The sequence below is a fragment of the Ralstonia sp. 24A2 genome (genome assembly GCF_051783885.1).
Lineage (GTDB): Bacteria > Pseudomonadota > Gammaproteobacteria > Burkholderiales > Burkholderiaceae > Ralstonia.
In genome coordinates this window covers 1,800,368-1,817,879 of record NZ_JBPVZD010000003.1, presented here as the reverse complement: position 1 = coordinate 1,817,879, position 17,512 = coordinate 1,800,368, and the positions used below count along the sequence as shown (strand labels likewise).

Here is a 17,512-nt window from a genome sequence, read left to right as displayed (position 1 = left end):
CCGGGCGTGCCCCCGGTCCTGGTTTCAGAATGCCGGGATCACCGAGCCTTGATACTTGCTCAGGATGAACTGCCGGACTTCTTCCGACTGATAGGCCTTCACCAGCGGTGCCACCCACGGGGCGTTCCTGTCCTGCTCGCGCACGACGATGATGTTCACGTACGGGTTGCGCTCCTTCTTCTCCACCGCAATGCCGTCGCGTGTGGCGATCAGGCCGGCCTGGTAGGCAAAGGTGTTGACGATGGCGGCGGTATCCACATCCGGTAACGACCGCGCCAGTACCACCGAGGCGCTCTCCACCCATTCGAGCTTCTTCGGATTGGCAGTCACGTCTGCCAGCGTTGCCGTGCCGGTATACGGGTCGAAGCCGTCGCGCAGCTTGATCAGGCCGTGGTCACGCAGGATGACGAGCGCGCGGGTCTGGTTGCTCGGGTCGTTCGGCAGGCCGATACGGGCGCCGACGGGCAACGCCTCGAGCGACTTGTATTTGCGCGAATAGAAGGCGATGGGCGAGATGAGCGTATTGCCCACCGTCGCCAGCTTGTAGCCGCGCTGTTTGATCTGATCGCGCAGGAAGGGGATGTGCTGGAACGCGTTGGCATCCAGGTCGCCGTTGTTGAGCGCCTCGTTCGGGCTGGCCGTGCCGGTGATGACGATGGGCTGCACCTTGAGCCCCTGCTTCTCGGCCACGCGGGTCACCACTTCCCAGATCTCTTCATCGACACCGCCGCGCACGCCGACCTTGATCGGCTTGTCAGCCGCCAGTGCGGGACCGGCCCCGAGGGTGATGGTGGCCATCGTGGCCAGGAGTGCTTGGAGGAGCGAGCGTCGTTTCATGGTGATGGTGATGGCGATGTTCTGGACAAGGAAGCGAGTTGCCAGTCTAGGGTGGGGCGGTCTGATGGGTCCAAGAACAAAACCGAGCTTGCAAATTCATCGGATGCGGCTGCCCCGGGGCGCATGGGCAATCCGCATATCGAACCAAGGATTGCTTCGTTAGCGCTGTGCTGCATGGCCGGTATGGTGACTGCTTGTCCATGAGCGGAGCACGCCGTGAGCGACTCGCACGTCCGCCAGCTGCACCTGAACGTCAACATCCTGCACTCCGGGTTTGTGCCATCTGCCTGGCGGCTTGCAGAGAGTGACCCTGCTGCGTTTGTCGACGTGCAGCACTATGTGAACGTGGCGCGGATTGCGGAATCCGCCAAGTTTGACGCCGTGTTCCTGGCCGACAACGCGGCCATCGTCGATCAGATCCATTTCCGGCCCATCACCGCGCTGGAGCCGACCGTGCTGCTGGCCAGCATTGCGGCGGCGACCACGCACATCGGCCTGATCGGCACGGCCTCCACCAGCTACAACGAGCCCTACAACATCGCCCGGCGCTTTGCCACGCTCGACCACGTGAGTGGCGGGCGTGCGGGCTGGAACGTGGTCACGACGGCGGATCTGCCATCGGCACGCAACTTCGGTCTGGATGCCGTGCCGGACCATGCCGAACGCTACGCACGTGCAGATGAATTCACAGGCGTCGTCAAGGCGCTCTGGAACAGCTGGGCAGACGATGCCTTTGTCGGCGACAAGGCCGGCGGGCGTTTCGTGAATGCGGACAAGGTGCAGCCGCTAGCTCATCGTGGCGCGTTCTTCCATGTGCATGGGCCGTTGAACCTGCCGCGCTCGGCGCAAGGGCATCCGGTGCTTGTCCAGGCCGGCGCTTCGTCGGATGGCCGCGAACTGGCAGCACGTCATGCCGAGGCGGTGTTCTCGGCGGCGCAGAGCTTTGACGAGGCGCTGGCTTACGCACACGGCCTCAAGGCGCGCGCGCAGGCACTGGGGCGCGGTGCGGAGGCGATCCGCGTGCTGCCGGGCCTGACCACCATCCTTGGCGCCACCGAGGCGCAGGCACGCGCGCGGCGCGATCAACTGGTCGACCTGATCCCGTGGGACTACAGCCTCACGCGGTTGGCCGGCATCCTCGGTATTCCCGTGGATCGCCTCCAGCTCGACGCGCGCCTGCCAGACGATCTGCCGCTGCCCAACAACGGCAATGGCAATCACACGTTCTTTACTGTCACGCTGGCCCTGGCGCGCAAGCAGGGGCTGACCGTGCGCGCGCTCATCCGCGAACTCGCCGGCGGCGGTGGGCACCGTGTCCTGGTCGGCACGCCCGAGCAGATCGCAGACGAGATCGAACACTGGTTCCGCCATGGCGCGGCCGATGGCTTCAACCTGATGCCCGACGCGCTGCCCGGCGGGCTGCAGGATTTTGTCGACGGGGTTGTGCCCATCCTGCAGCGGCGCGGGATCTTCCGCACCGACTACGCAGGCCGGACCCTACGCGAACACTTCGGGTTGGCGCGGCCAGCCAGTCAGGCGGAGACACGCGCTGCCGCATAGCCGCATAGCCGCATAGCCGCTAGGCACGTTCGTTGTGCCCCGTTTCCAGATCAACCCGCATCGTTTTGACCTTATGAACACACCACGCGATCTCCATCTCCATCACCGGCTTCAGGATGCCATTGCCGCGTTGCCGGCCCTGGCCGAGCGCATCGGTGAAGATGCCGCCGCGCGCGAGGTGCGGCGTGTATTGCCGTACGAGGGCTTCGCGCGTTTTCGCGAGTCTGGGCTGGGTTTGCTGCGGATTCCTGCGGAGTGGGGCGGGCTCGGTGGGTCCCTCGTCGATCTGTTCGAGACGGTTACCACGCTGGCCGCGCACGAATCGAACGTGGCCCACGCGCTGCGCATCCACTACGACCTGACGGAGGTGATCCGCCTGTCGCCGCTCACGGCGTTCCACCAGACGCAGCTCGATCGGCTGCTGGCCGGCGCCATCTTTGGCGGTGGCTCCACAGAGCGCGGTACATCACGCCCGGGGGAGATCACCACCACGCTGCAGCGCGAGGGTGAGCACTACCGCCTGAGCGGCCGCAAGTACTACACCACCGGCACGGCATTTGCCGACTATGGCCGTTTCAATGTGCACGACGAGGCGGGCGCCGACCTGCAGATCATCATTCCCGTGTCGCGCACGGGGGTGCAGGTGGTCGATGACTGGGATGGGATGGGCCAGCGCATGACCGCCAGCGGCAGCATCGTGTTCGATCACGTGCAGGTGCTGGCCGACGAGGTGGCCTCGCGCATCGCCAGCACGCTGGTCGGGCGCCATACGGGTGCGCTGCGCCAACTGCACCTCGTGGCTGTGGCGGCCGGCATCGTGCGCAATGTGGTGGCCGATGCGCAGCGGTATGTGGTCAACCACGGGCGGCCAGTGCTGCACAGCCCCGCCCCCACGGCGCGCGACGACCACTTCATCCAACAGGTGGTGGGCGACCTGACGGCCCACAGCCATGCCATCGACGCCCTGGTGCGCGAGAACGCGCGCGCGCTGGATCGCTCGTCCGAAGCCATCCGCCATGATGCGCCCGACGCCGACACGCTGGTGCTGGAAGGCGCGCTGGCCACGGCAAAGACACAGTTGGTAGTGAGCAAGCTGGCACTGCATGCCGCGCAGCAATTGTTCGAAGCCGGTGGCGCCTCGATGACCGCGCGCACGCACAACTTCGACCGGCACTGGCGCAACCTGCGCACGATCTTCAACCACAACCCGTTGCTGCACAAGGCGCGCGTGGTAGGCGCCTACCACCTGACCGGCGAGACGCAGCACCTGAAGGAAGGCCGCATTTTCTGAACTGTCGATCGGGAGACTGTCGATGGCACGTCGCACTGACCAACTGCGCCTTGGCGCGTTCTTGTATCCAGGCGGACACCATATTGCCGCCTGGCGACACCCCGATACGCAGGCCAACGCCGGCATCGACTTCCGGCACTACGTTGCGCTGGCGCGTGCTGCCGAGGCCGCCAAGTTCGACTTGATCTTCCTGGCCGACGGAGTGGGCACACGGGGTGAGGATGTCGCTTTCCTGAGCCGAACGGCCCATAGTTATCAAGCCCAGTTCGAGCCGATCACGCTGCTGTCGGCGTTGGCGGCGGTGACGGAGCGCATCGGGCTCGTCGGTACGGCCTCGACCAGCTTCAACGAGCCCTACCATGTCGCCCGCAAGTTCGCATCGCTCGATCACATCTCCGGCGGCCGGGCAGGGTGGAACCTGGTCACCTCGTCCAGCGAGTACGAGGCGCTGAACTTCAACCGGGACCACCACTTCGCACATGCCGAGCGCTACCAGCGCGCGGAAGAGTTTGCCGATGTGGTGACGGGCCTGTGGGACAGCTGGGACGACGATGCCTTCCTGTACGACAAGGTGGGCGGCCAGTTCTACGATCCGTCGCGCCGGCATGTGCTGGGGCACAAGGGCACGCACTTCAGCGTGCGCGGGCCGCTCAACGTGGCCCGTGCGCCGCAGGGGCATCCGGTCGTGGTACAGGCGGGCTCTTCCGAACCAGGCAAGGAGCTGGCCGCCCGCAGCGGCGAGGTCGTGTTCACCGCGCAGCAGACGCTCGCCGATGCCGTCGCGTTCTACGCCGATCTGAAGGGCCGGCTTGCCCGATATGGGCGCACGCCCGACGATCTGAAAATCATGCCGGGGGTGTTTCCGGTGGTTGGGCGTAGTGAGAGCGAGGCGCGCGAGAAGTTCGAGGCATTGCAATCGTTGATCGATCCGGTGGTCGGCCTGGCACTCGTCTCCGGGCTGACGGGCGTCAACCTGTCGGGCTATCCGCTCGATGGCCCGATTCCAGAACTGCAGGCAACGAACGGCAGCAAGAGCCGGCAGGCGCTGATGCTCGACCTTGCGCGGCGCGAGCAGCTCACCATTCGCCAGCTCTACCAACGCGTGGCAGGTGCGCGCGGCCACTGGCAGGTGATTGGCACGCCGGAGCAGATTGCCGATGCACTGGAAGAACGCTTCCTCGCGCATGGCGCAGACGGCTACAACGTCATGGCGCCTATCCTGCCCGGTGGGCTGACCGACTTCATCGAACTCGTACTGCCCGAACTGCGCCGGCGCAACCTGTTCCGCAATGAATACGCTGGCACGACCTTGCGCGAGCACCTGGGGCTGCGTCGCCCCGAGCATCCTGCAAGGGCCCAGGCGCAGCAGGTGGCCTGAGCCACAGATGCGCTCCGCGTCACGGTAAAGAACCGTTCCGACTGAACAAAGACATTTTCAGGCGCCATGTGCGCTGGGCTGCAGCGCCACATATCGTTATCGGCAATCCTTCGTTCCGGTCGTGCAGGGTGGGCCCGTAAGCTGTGCCTTCCGTCCACAGCGCGAGCTCACATGCATGGCCACCTACCTTGACGACCGACAGCGCGCGGAGCTTGCGCATGCCGCCCGTCACTGGGTATGGCGCACAGAATTGCCGACATGGTTGCTGATCGCAGTGGTGTATTCGGCGTGGTTTGGCGTTGCCACACATGCGCGTCAGCTTGGGTTGCCGCTAGCCTGTGTGCTGCTGACGCTCTGCACCACGTGGTACCTGTCGTTGCAGCATGAGCTGCTGCACGGCCACCCGACACGCTTGCCGTGGCTCAATGCGTTGCTGGGCGCCGCGCCGCTCGGCATCTGGCTGCCGTATGGCCTGTACCGGCGCTTGCATCTGCAGCACCACGAGGCTGAACTGACGCATCCCGATACCGACCCGGAGAGCTACTTCCTCTACGCTGTCGATTGGCATGCCGCCAGCCCGGCGATGCGCAAGCTGTATACCGTACGCAATACGCTGGCGGGGCGGATGCTGCTGCAGCCCGCGTTTTCGATCCTGGCCGTGGCTGCCGATGCCTTCGCAACGCTGCGCGCGGGTGGTGGGCGCGACAGGTGCATGTGGATCGCCCATGGGCTCGCGGTGGTGGCACTGCTCACATGGCTGCAAACGTCTTGCGGCATGCCAGCGTGGCTGGTGCTGGTGGGCGTGGCCTACCCGGCGCTGTCGCTGGCGGCGATCCGTTCCTTTCAGGAGCATCGCGCCGGCGGTGCCCACGCAACCAGCAGCGTGATCAACGAGGCCGGGCTGGCGTGGCGGCTACTGTTTCTCAACAACAACTACCACCTCGTGCATCACGACCTGCCTTGCGTACCCTGGTTTGCATTGGCGTGGGTCTACCGCCGCCGTGCCGGCGACTACCTCGCGCGCAACGGCGGGTTCCACGTGCGCGGTTATTGGGAGTGGCTGAGCCGCTATGCGTTGCGCGCAGCAGCACCGGTCGCGCATCCGTTGTTCCATGGCCCGACCGACCGGTATACCTACGCGGCACATCCTGATGGTGACTATGGTAAAGCTTGAGCGCTGGGCCGCGGCCCTCCCGATGTACAACGTGTCGCCCGCGTTGCGGGACGATTGGGCCACGCTGATCGAGCGCACTGCCCAGGCATTGGGCCGCGGCAGCGCCCCCGTGATGCTGGACACAGTGGACCCTGGCGAAGGCCCCGATGCGCTGCACGCGTTCTGGCGGCGCGACGACGTACTGTTGTCGCAGACGTGCGGCTATCCGCTGATCCGTGGGCTGGCATCGCAGGTGCGGTTGATCGGCACGCCTCGATTTGCGGTGCCCGGCTGCCACCATGAGGAGTACAGCAGCGCGCTCGTGGTGCGAGCCAAAGATGGTCCCGCCACGCTGGCCGCATGCCGGGGCGCGCGCGCCGCCTGCAACAGCCTCGATTCGCACAGCGGGATGAACGCGCTGCGGCACGCCGTGGCACCGCTGGTGCGCGGCGGGCGGTTCTTCGGTGCCGTGGTGCATACGGGCTCGCATCTACGGTCACTGGCGGCTGTGGCGAGTGACGAGGCCGACGTTGCGGCCATCGATTGCGTGACGTTGGCCTTTGCCGCTGAGCACAGGCCGGAGCTGGTGGCGGGGCTTCGGCAGATCGGCTCGACACGGCGGGTGGCCGGCCTGCCGTTCATCGCATCGCGCCGAGCCGAAGACGCACTGGTGGCACGCGTGAGGCAGGCAATGTGCGAGGCCTTGCAGGATGACGCCGGCCTGCGCGCGCGGTTGCGGCTGGAAGACATCGTGCCAAGCACGATGGCGCACTACCGGCCCATCGCCGTGATGGCGCGGGAGGCGCGCATGCGGGGGTATGGTGAATTGAACTGAGGCTTGCGCAGGTTGCGCCATGTAGCCGCGTTACGTGGTCGATACCGCGCCTCGCTTGGCGGGCGTTTGGCTCTGTCAGGCCCGCCACACGGTCAAGCGAGTGGGTGCATCTTGGGCTCTCATCCGAGAGTTGGAACAGTTTTCAAGGTATCCGCATTTCGCGGTTGAGTTCGCCTTGTGCACCGCAACGAATACCATGGCGCGTGGGCGGCTGAGAGAAGGGCTCTGAACGGCCGGCGCCGGTAGTGGCTGAAAAGGAAGGGAACGAGAGCTTGTCGCACAATCGGCTACGGTTGCAGCTGAAATTGTGACATCTGCTCGGGCTATTTCGATAGGCACAGATGCTGCCTGACGCACTCGCCGTTTCAGTTATCCTTGCCGCTTCGCGTTGTCACCCGCCCGTCGGCCTTTGCCCGCTGCATGACCGAAACCGATCCATCCCACCGCGTCCGCGTCGAACCGCTCGGCGTCAGCTTCGACGCACCGGAATCGCTGACACTGCTCGAAGCCGCTGGCTTCGCCGGTGTGTCGCTGCCGCGCTCGTGCCGCAACGGCACCTGCCGAAGCTGCTTCTGCCGGATCGTCAGCGGCACCGTCCGCTACACGATCGAATGGCCGGGCCTGAGCCGCGAGGAAAAAGCCAAAGGCTACACGCTGCCGTGCGTCGCGATCGCGACGTCGGACGTCATCGTCGACGTGCCCGATGCGACCGTGGCGTAAGTCCGCAGCCTCCATTACGCTCATGACGAATCCACCCACCAGCCCGCCGCCCTCCCTCCCGCGTCATGTCGCGGTGATCGGCGCAGCGGGCGGCCTCGGCCAAGCCATCCTGCGCATCTGCCGCGCCGAGGGCATCCGTTTCACCGCCATTGTCCGTTCCAGGCCCGAGCGGATCGCCGACGTGCCGGCCGGCTGCCGCGTCGCCGTCGTCCGTTCGCTCGCGGACCGCGCCGCGCTCACCGATGCATTCGCCGGCACCGACGCGGTGCTCACCGCGCTCGGCGTCACGCCGACGAGCGACGATCCGTCCTCGCGGCTTTCCGCGAATATGGACGCGGTCAACGCGTCGATGCGTGCAGCGGATGTCGACCGCATCGTCGTGGTCAATACGCTGCTGACAGCGCCGCCGGGCGAACCGCCGAGTCGCGCGATCCGGTTCTTTTCGCACGTGCCCGGCCGGATCGGCCGAGGCGCGGCCGAATTGCAGGCCGTCGTCGACGCGCTCGGCAACGGCGCGTTCGCGTCGCTGCGCTGGACGCTCGTGCGCGCGGCCGTCAATGCGCGCGGCAAGGACGAACGCCCGGCCGCGTCGGTAGACGCGAACGGCACACGCAACAACAGCCTGATGCCGGTGTCGTATGACGCAATGGGAAGATGGATGCTCGAAGAAGCGGCGGCGAACGCGTTCGTACGCCAGGCGCCGAAGGTGTCGCGGCAGCGAAACTGATCCCGCGTTCGGAGCGAACGCGGGCCGCCGGGGGTGTCAGGTTTTCCGTGCCACGCAGCATCGCCAGCATCATAGTGATAGGGCTTCAAAGTGCTCGAGAGGGTCGCTGAGCGCCGAAATCGGTGAGGAAGGCTGTGTCGTGCTGAGCGCCACGCCATCACGGAAGGTCCAGTACCGGTGCGCCAGGAAGGCGAGCGTGGCCGACAGGGCGGAGGCACACATTTGTGCAACCAGGTAGTACAGGCCTACCCGTAGGGCGACTGCCATGATGGCGGCATTGCATCCCACGGCCATGACCGCCACCAGGGCAAAGCGAATCATCGCGTTCACGTGGCCGCGGGCGGTCTGAAAAACCGCGCGCCGGCTGATCACGTAGTAAAGCCCCGCACCGATCGCGTTACTGATGACGGAGGCACGCCAGACCGGCACGTTGGCGTGCACAAGCCCGAATAGGGTGGCGTAGTGCACCAGCGTCGCACCGCTGCCGAATCCGATATAGCGGACAAACTGCTCCACCATGGCAAGAAGATGCTGCCGAGGGGTTTTCATGCGCGCGCTCCTGTTCCCGGATTCGGTGATTGCATCGTGCAATTCCTATACCAGGGGCAAGCACATGGCCAGAGAGGGTGCAGGGCGTACAACGATGCCGCCCAATGACGGCAGGATGGTGCGCGCAAGCAATGCACCATGCACGTTCGTGATGCATCGCATTGCCTGGAGTGCGCGGTTATCGTGCAACCGACCCCGCTAGCTTATGCCGCCCCGCGTTGGCACATATTTCGCATGTGGCCCGACAACAAGCACATCCAGCTCCCGCACGGCTCATGCAGGAGCCCAACGCATGGGGGCGTTATCCAATGGCAAGCGCGGAGCGCATCGTCGAGTTGTCACACCATGTTGGCCGCATTGCCAACCACAAGATTGCCGGTATTGCCGAAATTAACCGTGAAACCAAGTTCCTCGCGCTGAATGCGCTGATTGAAGCCGCACGTGCCGGCGAAACGGGCCGCAGCTTCAGCGTCGTGGCGAATCAGGTCAAGCACGTGTCGGAACGCATTGCTGGCATCACAGGTGAGTTGACGACCGAACTGGCCGGCTCGATCGTCGAGCTGACGCAGTTGGGCGATGCCATGATCCAGAAAATGCGCGGTCAACAAGGCCAGCGCCTAACGGACATGGCGCTCAACATGATCGACATCGTCGACCGCAATCTCTATGAGCGCTCCTGCGACGTGCGCTGGTGGGCGACCGACGCGGCCATTGTTGAAGCAGTCAGCCGTCCCGACGGCGATGCGGCTGCATTCGCCAGCAGGCGGCTTGGCATCATCCTCAACAGCTACACGGTATATCTGGACCTGTGGGTCATCGATGCCGAGGGGCGGGTGATTGCGAACGGCCGGCCGCAAACGTACCCTGGGGTGCGTGGCCGAGTGGTGTCAGGTGTGGATTGGTTCAAGCGTGCATTGGCAACCGCGTCGGGCGATGCATATGTGGCACACGACATCACCGTCTCGCGGACGCTTCAAAACGCCAGCGTAGCCACCTACGCCACCGCCATTCGCGAAGAGGGTCGGGCCGACGGTGCACCGCTCGGTGTGCTTGCCGTGTTCTTCAACTGGGCACCCCAGGCCGAGACGGTGGTCAAGAGCGTGCGGGTCTCTGCTGAAGACTGGCAGCGTACGCGCTGCCTGCTGCTCGACTCCTGCTACCGTGTGATTGCGGCTTCGGATGGCAAGGGCCTGTTAAGCGAGAGATTTCCATTGATGGCAGGTAACGCATCGACTGGGTGCTATGAAACGTCGGACGGCACCCAAGTCGCCTTCGCGCGTACCCCTGGCTATGAGACCTATCCCGGCCTGGGCTGGTACGGCGTGATTGTGCAGAAGCCTGAGCGGGTGCCAGGGCTCCCTGCATTGAGCACGAAGAATCGTTGACAGGGCGTTGTCCAAACCACGGGCCCGATGCGCGGGCGAAGGCTGACGAGCCCCCGGAGCCGATACCGCCGCGGTCCGATGCTCTGGTCGCTACGTTTTAAAGTCGTCAGAGCTTGTCCTCGCAAACGGCCGATGCGGTAACAAGCGGGCCTCTGCGTGACGCACCAACTTCGCCCAACCGAACAAGACGGGCGCGGACTACGTTGCGGCTCACGCCGAGCAGGCGCGCGGCGTCGCTCTGACTGTAGTGGCAATAGCGGAACACCTCACGGAACAAGGCATCCTCGACTACCTGGTAGACATCCACCACGTTTGCGTTGCAAAGCTGCTGGATGGCTTGCTGCAGCAAGCCCGCCTCATTGGTGGTGCCGGCCTTGGCTGATTGCGTGGGGGAACCGGCGGCAGCGTGGGCCGAGACTTGATGGGCCTGTACTGCGGGTGGGCTGGCGGCGCGATTCGACAGACGCAGGGTGCCGGCGTCGATGATGTTTCCGTCACACAGCAGCAGGGTCCGGTGGATGACGTTTTCGAGTTCGCGCACATTCCCGTGCCAGGGCGCGGCCGTCAGCAGGCGCTCGGCTTCGGGCGTGAGGCTTGCGCGCGGATGGCCCAGCCGCTTGCTGTAGAGATCGATGAAATAGCGTGCGAGCGGGACGATGTCGCCGGGTCGTTCCTTGAGCGTGAGGACGTTGAGGCTGACTACGTTTAGCCGATAGTAGAGATCCTTGCGAAAGCGTTTTTCCTGCACCAGTGTTTCCAGATCAACCGTGGTGGCCGCCACGATCCGCAGGTCGACCGGAATGGGCGTGCGCCCGCCCAGGCGCGTGATTTCGCGCTCCTGCAATACGCGCAGCAGCTTGTTCTGCACGGGCAGCGGCAGGTCATTGACCTCATCCAGAAAGATGGTGCCGCCGTTGGCCTGCTCAAACCAGCCGACCTGCGTGCCGAATGCGCCAGCAAATGCGCCGTTTTCATGGCCGAACAGTTCGGCGTCGACCAACGCATCGGAAAACGCGCCGCAGCTCACCACCACGAAGGGCCCGTCCTTGCGCGTGCTGTGGTTGTGCAGGTGGCGGGCGATCAGTTCTTTGCCCGTGCCGGTTTCGCCGGCAATGAGAACGGTGGCATCGCTCGGCGCCACCTGCTCGATTTCATCGAGCAGCGCCCGTGAGCGTGGGTCTTCAAAGATCCACGCCGGTGCGCTCGTCTGGGGCGCGCGGCCCAGCGGCGGAGGCCATACAGGGAACGTCGCCATGATTGCCCATGCAGTTCAGGAGTGTCAGGAATAGAAGGAAGGTTCCGGCAGCGCGCCGTTCAGGGCCCAGTCGCCAAGTTCGTGCAGCTTGTAGTCGACCGGATCGTGCAGCGTTTGCGTGCGCAGGTTGCGCCAGAAGCGGTCGAGCCGCAGCGCGCCGTGCGTGGCACGTGCACCGGTGGTCTCAAACATGCGGCTGCTTACCTCCAGCCCCACACGCGTGGCAGCCACCTTGGCCGTGGCTACGGCCACGGCCACGTGCCCGCGTTCGTGTGCACTCAGCGCGGGGCCTTGCGCCCAGGCGTCATCGAATAGGGTGGCGGCCCGCTGTGCCAGCAGCCGTACGCTTTCCAGGCCGACAAAGAATTCACCATAGTGGGCCAGCGTGTATGGGTCCTGGCTGGCGCGCTCGGCACCGGAGCGGTGCCATGGCCGCGCTTCATGCAGCGTGTAGTGCTGGGCCTGCTCGAATGCACCTTCGCCCAACCCCAGGAACACGTGTACGAAAACAAGCTGGGCCAGCAACGGCCTGAGCGCAGAGAACGGCGTGGTCAGCGGCCCCGGATCGCGCAGCAGCTCGTTTTCTTCCACACGCACCTTTTCAAAGAGGGCGCTGCCGCTGTCGGTCTGGCGCTGGCCGAAGGCGTTCCAGTCGTCGTTGATGGTGATGCCGGCGCGCGCGGTGGGCACCGCTGCAATGAGTAGCTTGCGACTGTGCTCGTCCAGTCCCGAGGCGATCAGCATCTGCGAATCGAGCGCGCCGGAGCAGAAGCTCTTCTTGCCCGAGAATTCGTACCAACCATCGAACTGGCGCACGATGGTGCGGTCGTCCAGCGGGTTGAGCGCGTTGCCCCAGAACCAGTTCCTGCGCGCGGTCTGCTCATACCACGGCTCCCACTGGTCGGGCCGCGCGAACAGGCGCACGGTGGCCAGCAGCAGGTGGTGAAAGCCGTAGACATGGGCGATTGAGCTGTCGACCTTCGCAAACTCGCGCACGGTGTCGAGTGTCTCGGCCCAGGTGGCGCCTTGGCCGCCGTAGTGCTTGGGAATGGCCAGCGACAGCAGGCCGCTTTGCCGCAACGCGTTGCGTTCGGCCAGTGGTGTGCCGGCGGCGGCGTCACGTTCCACAGCCGTGTTTGCGAACTCGGCGGCGAGAGATTTGGCCGACTGCCGGATCGGCACCGCCGGGGCTTTGGTTTCAGGAAAGATGACCGTCTCAGTCGTCATGAAAATTGGGAATACTGTGTAGAGGCCGGCTACGCCAGCGCCGGTGCGTGCCCGGCAACGTCACGGCCGAAATAGAAATGCTGGATGTCTTCGCGCTGGCTCAGCTCGTCGGCGCTACCTTCCAGCACTGCGATACCAGCCTCCAGCACGGTGGCGCGGTCCGCGTATTGCAGCGCCACGGTGGAGTTCTGCTCCGCCACCAGGATCGACAGGCCCTCGTCGCGGTTGAGCTGCCGCAGCCGCGCGAAGATGTCTTGCACCACCAGCGGCGCCAGGCCCATCGACGGCTCGTCGAGCACCAGCAGGCGTGGGCGTGACATCAGTGCTCGACCAATGGCCGCCATCTGCTGCTCGCCGCCGGACGTGAGGCCTGCAGCCACCCGGCGCCGTTCCTGCAGGCGTGGAAAGATCGCGTAGACCCGCTCAAGATCCGCAGCGGTTTCTGCGCGCGAGGCACCACGGCCCAGCGCGCCCGTCACCAGGTTCGCCTCGATCGACAGGTTGGGAAAACAGCGCCGACCCTCCAGCACCTGCACGATCCCCAAGCGTACGAGCTGTGCGGGCGTGGTGCGCGCCACATCGCGGCCGTCGAAGCGGATGGTGCCGGCTGTGATCTGACCACGCTCAGCCGGCAGCAGATTGGAGACCGCCTTGAGCGTGGTCGACTTGCCTGCGCCGTTCGCGCCCAGCAGCGCATGTATCTCGCCGCGGCGCACGGTCAGGCTGACGTCGTGCAGGGCGACGATGGCGTTCTGGTAGGTCGCCTCCACGGCGGCCAGTTGTAGCAGCACGGCGGGATCGCTCATCGCGCTTGTCCTCAGGCAGCTTTCGCCACGGGTTGCGCTGCCGCGCCTGGGCCTGCGCCGATCTGCCAGACATACGGCGGCTCGGTGCCATTGATATGCCAGTCGCCCACGATGCGTGCCTTGTAGATCAGCGGGTTGTGCGAGGCGACCGTGCGCGCGTTGCGCCAGTGGCGGTCCAGCGATTTGCTCGATGCTGTGGCCGATGCGCTGAGCGCGTTGAAGAACTGCGTGGCCGCGCGCAGTACAAAGTCCGAGATCGCCACTTGGCCCTGGGCGGATTCGAGTTCGGCTTCGATATTGGCCTGGCGCTCCTGCTCCGCATCGCCGGCCCAGTGGGCATCGTAGGCGCGCTGCGCTGCAAATGTCGCGCGGATGGCCGTGGCCTCCGCCGCGTAGGCCAGTGCCGATACCTCGCCCACCACCTGTTGCACCTGCACGTCTTGCGCCACCGCTGGCGCGTTGCCGGTGCTGAAGATGCGCTTGCGCTCGCGCACCTGCTGCGCCACCTCCCGCGTGATGGCGCGTGCGATGCCGGCCAGCGTGGCCAGGTGAAAGAGCTGGTAGAAGGCGGTCTGGTATTTGAAGCGGCTGGCAAACGGGAAGATGTTTTCTTCCTGCACGACAGCGTTCTCATACACCGAGGTGCCGCTGCCCGTGGTGCGCTGGCCAAAGCCGTCCCAGTCGTCGTGGTGCGTGACGCCTGGCTGGTGCGAGTGGACGGCGGCGATGATGTCGGTGCCGTCTTCCAGACGTGCGTACAGGTCGACCCAGTCACCAAAGATGCTGCCGGTGCTGTAGTACTTGCGGCCGTTGACCACCCAGCCGCCGTCCCATTTCGAGACGCGCGTGATGACGTCGCCAATGGCCACGTCGCCCACTTCCGTCCAGGCGTTGCCAACCAGATCACCTGCCGCGAAGCGCCGCAGCCAGACTTCGGTGCGGGCGTCGCGCGGGGCGTTCAGGCGGTCTTCCACAAAGGCGAAGTGCCCGCGCAGCGCCTGCACGATGTTGGAATCGGCGTCGGCCAGTTCGATCAGCAACTGGAACAGCTGCGGCAGCGTGGCGCCGTCGCCGCCGTACTCCACCGGCACGCGCACCGCGCCAAAGCGCGCTTCCTTGAGCCACTGGATGGCATCCACGCCCAGTTGCCGGTTGTGTTCGCGCTGCAAGGCGGTGTCGCGAATGCGCTGGAAAATGGGGCGGTACTTCTGCGCAAGGGCTTCGTACTCGGCACCGAAGAGGGTGGCGGCGTGCGCTTGGGTCATGTCAAACCTCCATCAAATTGGGGAAGGTGGCAAGGGGAGAGCCGGCAACGGGCATCAGTCGTTGATGCTGGTGCGCACCTTGATGTTCTTTTCCTTGGCATAGGCCAGCGACGATTTCTCGATGATTGGCCGCAGTAGCTTCCAGTCAGGCGCGATCCAGTCGGAGATCACGTTCCACTTGGTGCCGTCCCACTGCTGGAAGGCCACGCGGCCGTCGCCCTCGTGGTTGTCCCACGTCACGTTGATGGAGTGGAACAGACCCTTGGCACCCAGCGCGGCGGCACGCGCCTCGTCGATCTTCAGGTTCTCCAGGCCCCAGCGGACTTCGTCGCCAGTGAGGGTGCGCTTGCCGAACTTGGCTTGTGCGATGCGGATGGCCTCGACGTTCAAGATGCCGTTGAGCACGCCCAGGTTGTGGTACACGCTGCCGATGCGCTTTTTGTCCTGCAAGTTGCCCTTACCGTTGTCATACAGCGTCTTGGTGATCTGCTGCAGCACCGGGTACTGCGCCCCCGCTGCCACCGTGGTGATGGCGACATAGCCCTTGGCGGCGTCGCCGGCCGGAATCACGTCTTCTTCAGAGTTGGACCACACGTTGCCGATGATGTGGTCGGCTGGAAAGCCCGTCTTCTGCGCCGTCTTCAATGCCACCGGGTTCATCACGCCCCAGCCGCGCAGCACCACGTAGTCGGGTTTGGCGCGGCGGATGGCCAGCCATTGCGATTGCTGCTCGTTGCCCGGGTGAGGCACCTCGATCTGCTGCACCGTAAAGCCGTACTTCTTGGCCAGCAGTTCGTAGATGGGGATCGTCTCCTTGCCGTACGGGGAGCCGTGATACAGCACCACGATCTTCTTGCCCTTGAGCTTGTCGATGCCGCCTTCCTTGGTGCCGATGTAGTTCACGATGCCCGAGGTCTCGCTGTACGGGTTGAGCAGCAGCGGGAAGATGTACTTGAACACGCGGCCGTCGGTGGTATCAGTGCGGCCGTGGTTGATGGTCAGCAGTGGCACCTTGTCGGCTGTCACACGATCCAGCAGCGCGTAGGCAATGCCCACCGATAGCGGGTTCCACGCAGCAATGCCGGGGTGGGTCTTCAGGCGCTCGTACACTTCCACGCCGCGTTCGACTTCGTATTGCGTTTCGCCTTCCTCCCAGGTCAGCTTGACGCCGCCCACACCGCCATCACGCGTGTTGACTAGGTTCAGATAGTCGATGAAGCCGCCAAAGAAACCGGTGCCCCCGGCTGCGTACGGACCTACGCGGTAACTCTGCAGCGGGAAGAACTGCTCATCCGCATGGGCGGCTTGTACGCCGAGTCCGCTCAGGCCGGAAAGGGCCAGTGCGCCGGCCAGCAACGCCATCTTGATGGTGCGGGGAAAGGACATGGTGCAAATGCTCCTGTGTCGATGCGACGTAGGTGGAATGGAGACGGCGAGGGGAATCAGGTTTCAGAGGCGGGCGGCGCCGCTTTGCCTATCCGGCGCAGCATCCGCTGCCACAGGGCGGCAAGGCCCTGGGGCTCGGCAATCAAGAAGGCCACGATGAGCGCGCCGATCACGATGCGCTGGCTCAGGTCCAGCACGCCGGAATCAAACCGGCTGCCGAACACGAAGGCCCCGAAGCGGGATAGCAGCAGCGGAAACACCACCACCAGCGCCGCGCCCAGGAAGGCGCCCCGGATGGTTGCCAGGCCGCCGATGATGATGATGAACAGGATCTGGAAGGAGCGATCGAGGTTGAAGCCCGCCGGCTCCACCGTGCGCAGATAGACAAAGCCCCACAGCACGCCCGCCACGCCAATCACGAAAGACGACACCGCAAACGCCAGCAGCTTGGTGCGCAGCACTGGCACACCGGTCACGCGTGCCGCCAGTTCGTTGTCGCGCACGGCAATGAAGTGGTGGCCGGTGGGCGTCTGCACCAGGCGCCAGACCAATGCCGTGAGCACCGCCACCACCGTGAGCGCGAACAGGTAGCGCAGCACCGGGGTATCGAACAGGAAGCCCCCCACCACGATGGGCGGCGCGTCGATCACGCCCGAGGCATTGTTGTTGCTGAACCAGCCGTACTTGGTCAGCGCCCATTGCACGAAGAATTGCGCGGCCAGTGTGGACACCGCCAGATAGAAGCCACGCAGGCGCAGGCTGGGCAGCCCGAAGACCACGCCGATGGCGGTAGCAGCCAGTCCTGCCAGCCCAATGCTGGCCAGCAACGGCAAGCCTTCGACGCGCAGGTTGAAGTTGTACGCCGCGAACGCCCCCACCGCCATGAACGCAGCCGAACCCAGCGACAACTGGCCTGCGTAGCCGGTCAACAGGTTCAGGCCCACCGCCGCCAGCGACAGCGCCAGGAAGGGGATGAGGATGGCATCCAGCCAATAGTCGGACGCCACCAGCGGCACCACGAAGTAGGCCAGCAGCAAGGTCGCCGCCGGCGTTGCCCAGGTGGGCCAGGGCGCGGTCGTTCGGCCGGTGGCGTCGCGCGGTGCGCGCGCGGAAGAAGAATCCAATGCAGTCGGCATGG

General features: G+C 65.1%; 16 protein-coding genes. 8 read left to right on the top strand and 8 right to left on the bottom strand.

What is annotated here, in order from left to right; translation table 11 throughout:
- Positions 1-24: 24 nt before the first annotated feature.
- A complete protein-coding gene (locus ACS13N_RS25680) occupies positions 25-837 on the bottom strand; it encodes a MetQ/NlpA family ABC transporter substrate-binding protein (protein ID WP_438934405.1) in 813 nt (270 codons plus the stop codon).
- A gap of 216 nt (positions 838-1,053) precedes the next feature.
- On the opposite strand from ACS13N_RS25680, the gene ACS13N_RS25675 reads away from it, so the two are divergent.
- The 7 genes from ACS13N_RS25675 (at position 1,054) to ACS13N_RS25645 (ending at position 8,501) form a co-directional block, all read left to right on the top strand.
- Positions 1,054-2,397: an LLM class flavin-dependent oxidoreductase gene (locus ACS13N_RS25675; RefSeq protein WP_438934404.1), complete on the top strand. Its 1,344-nt coding sequence runs from the start codon at positions 1,054-1,056 to the stop codon at positions 2,395-2,397.
- Between the two features lie 73 nt (positions 2,398-2,470).
- Positions 2,471-3,688, top strand: coding sequence for an acyl-CoA dehydrogenase family protein (locus ACS13N_RS25670; protein ID WP_438934403.1), 1,218 nt, complete (start codon positions 2,471-2,473; stop codon positions 3,686-3,688).
- A gap of 22 nt (positions 3,689-3,710) precedes the next feature.
- Positions 3,711-5,066, top strand: coding sequence for an LLM class flavin-dependent oxidoreductase (locus ACS13N_RS25665; RefSeq protein WP_438934402.1), 1,356 nt, complete (start codon positions 3,711-3,713; stop codon positions 5,064-5,066).
- A 175-nt stretch (positions 5,067-5,241) separates the two neighbouring features.
- Positions 5,242-6,240, top strand: coding sequence for a fatty acid desaturase (locus ACS13N_RS25660; protein WP_438934401.1), 999 nt, complete (start codon positions 5,242-5,244; stop codon positions 6,238-6,240).
- A complete protein-coding gene (locus ACS13N_RS25655) occupies positions 6,218-7,054 on the top strand; it encodes a phosphate/phosphite/phosphonate ABC transporter substrate-binding protein (RefSeq protein WP_438934400.1) in 837 nt (278 codons plus the stop codon). The genes ACS13N_RS25660 and ACS13N_RS25655 overlap by 23 nt, the downstream gene beginning before the upstream one ends.
- Before the next feature lie 420 nt (positions 7,055-7,474).
- Positions 7,475-7,774, top strand: a complete 300-nt coding sequence (locus ACS13N_RS25650; protein ID WP_438934399.1) for a 2Fe-2S iron-sulfur cluster-binding protein — start codon at positions 7,475-7,477, stop codon at positions 7,772-7,774.
- Positions 7,775-7,796: 22 nt separating this feature from the next.
- Positions 7,797-8,501: an NAD(P)-dependent oxidoreductase gene (locus ACS13N_RS25645; protein ID WP_438934398.1), complete on the top strand. Its 705-nt coding sequence runs from the start codon at positions 7,797-7,799 to the stop codon at positions 8,499-8,501.
- Between the two features lie 69 nt (positions 8,502-8,570).
- On the opposite strand, the gene ACS13N_RS25640 is transcribed toward ACS13N_RS25645, so the two are convergent.
- Positions 8,571-9,050: a GtrA family protein gene (locus ACS13N_RS25640; RefSeq protein WP_438934397.1), complete on the bottom strand. Its 480-nt coding sequence runs from the start codon at positions 9,048-9,050 to the stop codon at positions 8,571-8,573.
- A 308-nt stretch (positions 9,051-9,358) separates the two neighbouring features.
- Here ACS13N_RS25640 and ACS13N_RS25635 point away from each other — a divergent pair, with 308 nt between their 5' ends.
- Positions 9,359-10,435, top strand: coding sequence for a methyl-accepting chemotaxis protein (locus ACS13N_RS25635; RefSeq protein ID WP_438934493.1), 1,077 nt, complete (start codon positions 9,359-9,361; stop codon positions 10,433-10,435).
- Between the two features lie 106 nt (positions 10,436-10,541).
- Here the strand turns inward: ACS13N_RS25635 and ACS13N_RS25630 are convergent, their stop codons facing one another.
- The 6 genes from ACS13N_RS25630 to ACS13N_RS25605 are packed head-to-tail and all read right to left on the bottom strand — an operon-like array spanning position 10,542 to position 17,510.
- Positions 10,542-11,690, bottom strand: coding sequence for a sigma-54 interaction domain-containing protein (locus ACS13N_RS25630; RefSeq protein WP_438934396.1), 1,149 nt, complete (start codon positions 11,688-11,690; stop codon positions 10,542-10,544).
- A 24-nt stretch (positions 11,691-11,714) separates the two neighbouring features.
- Complete coding sequence (locus ACS13N_RS25625) at positions 11,715-12,917, bottom strand: acyl-CoA dehydrogenase family protein (RefSeq protein ID WP_438934395.1); 1,203 nt, start codon at positions 12,915-12,917, stop codon at positions 11,715-11,717.
- A gap of 29 nt (positions 12,918-12,946) precedes the next feature.
- Complete coding sequence (locus ACS13N_RS25620; protein WP_438934394.1) at positions 12,947-13,723, bottom strand: ABC transporter ATP-binding protein; 777 nt, start codon at positions 13,721-13,723, stop codon at positions 12,947-12,949.
- Positions 13,724-13,734: 11 nt separating this feature from the next.
- Positions 13,735-14,988, bottom strand: a complete 1,254-nt coding sequence (locus ACS13N_RS25615; RefSeq protein ID WP_438934393.1) for a monooxygenase — start codon at positions 14,986-14,988, stop codon at positions 13,735-13,737.
- Positions 14,989-15,042: 54 nt separating this feature from the next.
- Complete coding sequence (locus tag ACS13N_RS25610; protein WP_438934392.1) at positions 15,043-16,374, bottom strand: ABC transporter substrate-binding protein; 1,332 nt, start codon at positions 16,372-16,374, stop codon at positions 15,043-15,045.
- 56 nt (positions 16,375-16,430) lie between these two features.
- Positions 16,431-17,510, bottom strand: a complete 1,080-nt coding sequence (locus tag ACS13N_RS25605) for a branched-chain amino acid ABC transporter permease (RefSeq protein ID WP_438934391.1) — start codon at positions 17,508-17,510, stop codon at positions 16,431-16,433.
- Between the last annotated feature and the right edge of the window lie 2 nt (positions 17,511-17,512).

Bases quoted from the DNA above. Each gene is read 5' to 3' on its own strand.
- ACS13N_RS25680 (WP_438934405.1), bottom strand. From the start codon at position 837: ATGAAACGACGCTCGCTCCTCCAAGCACTCCTGGCCACGATGGCCACC.
- ACS13N_RS25670 (WP_438934403.1), top strand. From the start codon at position 2,471: ATGAACACACCACGCGATCTCCATCTCCATCACCGGCTTCAGGATGCC.
- ACS13N_RS25665 (WP_438934402.1), top strand. From the start codon at position 3,711: ATGGCACGTCGCACTGACCAACTGCGCCTTGGCGCGTTCTTGTATCCA.
- ACS13N_RS25660 (WP_438934401.1), top strand. From the start codon at position 5,242: ATGGCCACCTACCTTGACGACCGACAGCGCGCGGAGCTTGCGCATGCC.
- ACS13N_RS25655 (WP_438934400.1), top strand. From the start codon at position 6,218: ATGGTGACTATGGTAAAGCTTGAGCGCTGGGCCGCGGCCCTCCCGATG.
- ACS13N_RS25650 (WP_438934399.1), top strand. From the start codon at position 7,475: ATGACCGAAACCGATCCATCCCACCGCGTCCGCGTCGAACCGCTCGGC.
- ACS13N_RS25645 (WP_438934398.1), top strand. From the start codon at position 7,797: ATGACGAATCCACCCACCAGCCCGCCGCCCTCCCTCCCGCGTCATGTC.
- ACS13N_RS25640 (WP_438934397.1), bottom strand. From the start codon at position 9,050: ATGAAAACCCCTCGGCAGCATCTTCTTGCCATGGTGGAGCAGTTTGTC.
- ACS13N_RS25635 (WP_438934493.1), top strand. From the start codon at position 9,359: ATGGCAAGCGCGGAGCGCATCGTCGAGTTGTCACACCATGTTGGCCGC.
- ACS13N_RS25630 (WP_438934396.1), bottom strand. From the start codon at position 11,690: ATGGCGACGTTCCCTGTATGGCCTCCGCCGCTGGGCCGCGCGCCCCAG.
- ACS13N_RS25625 (WP_438934395.1), bottom strand. From the start codon at position 12,917: ATGACGACTGAGACGGTCATCTTTCCTGAAACCAAAGCCCCGGCGGTG.
- ACS13N_RS25620 (WP_438934394.1), bottom strand. From the start codon at position 13,723: ATGAGCGATCCCGCCGTGCTGCTACAACTGGCCGCCGTGGAGGCGACC.
- ACS13N_RS25615 (WP_438934393.1), bottom strand. From the start codon at position 14,988: ATGACCCAAGCGCACGCCGCCACCCTCTTCGGTGCCGAGTACGAAGCC.
- ACS13N_RS25610 (WP_438934392.1), bottom strand. From the start codon at position 16,374: ATGTCCTTTCCCCGCACCATCAAGATGGCGTTGCTGGCCGGCGCACTG.
- ACS13N_RS25605 (WP_438934391.1), bottom strand. From the start codon at position 17,510: ATGCCGACTGCATTGGATTCTTCTTCCGCGCGCGCACCGCGCGACGCC.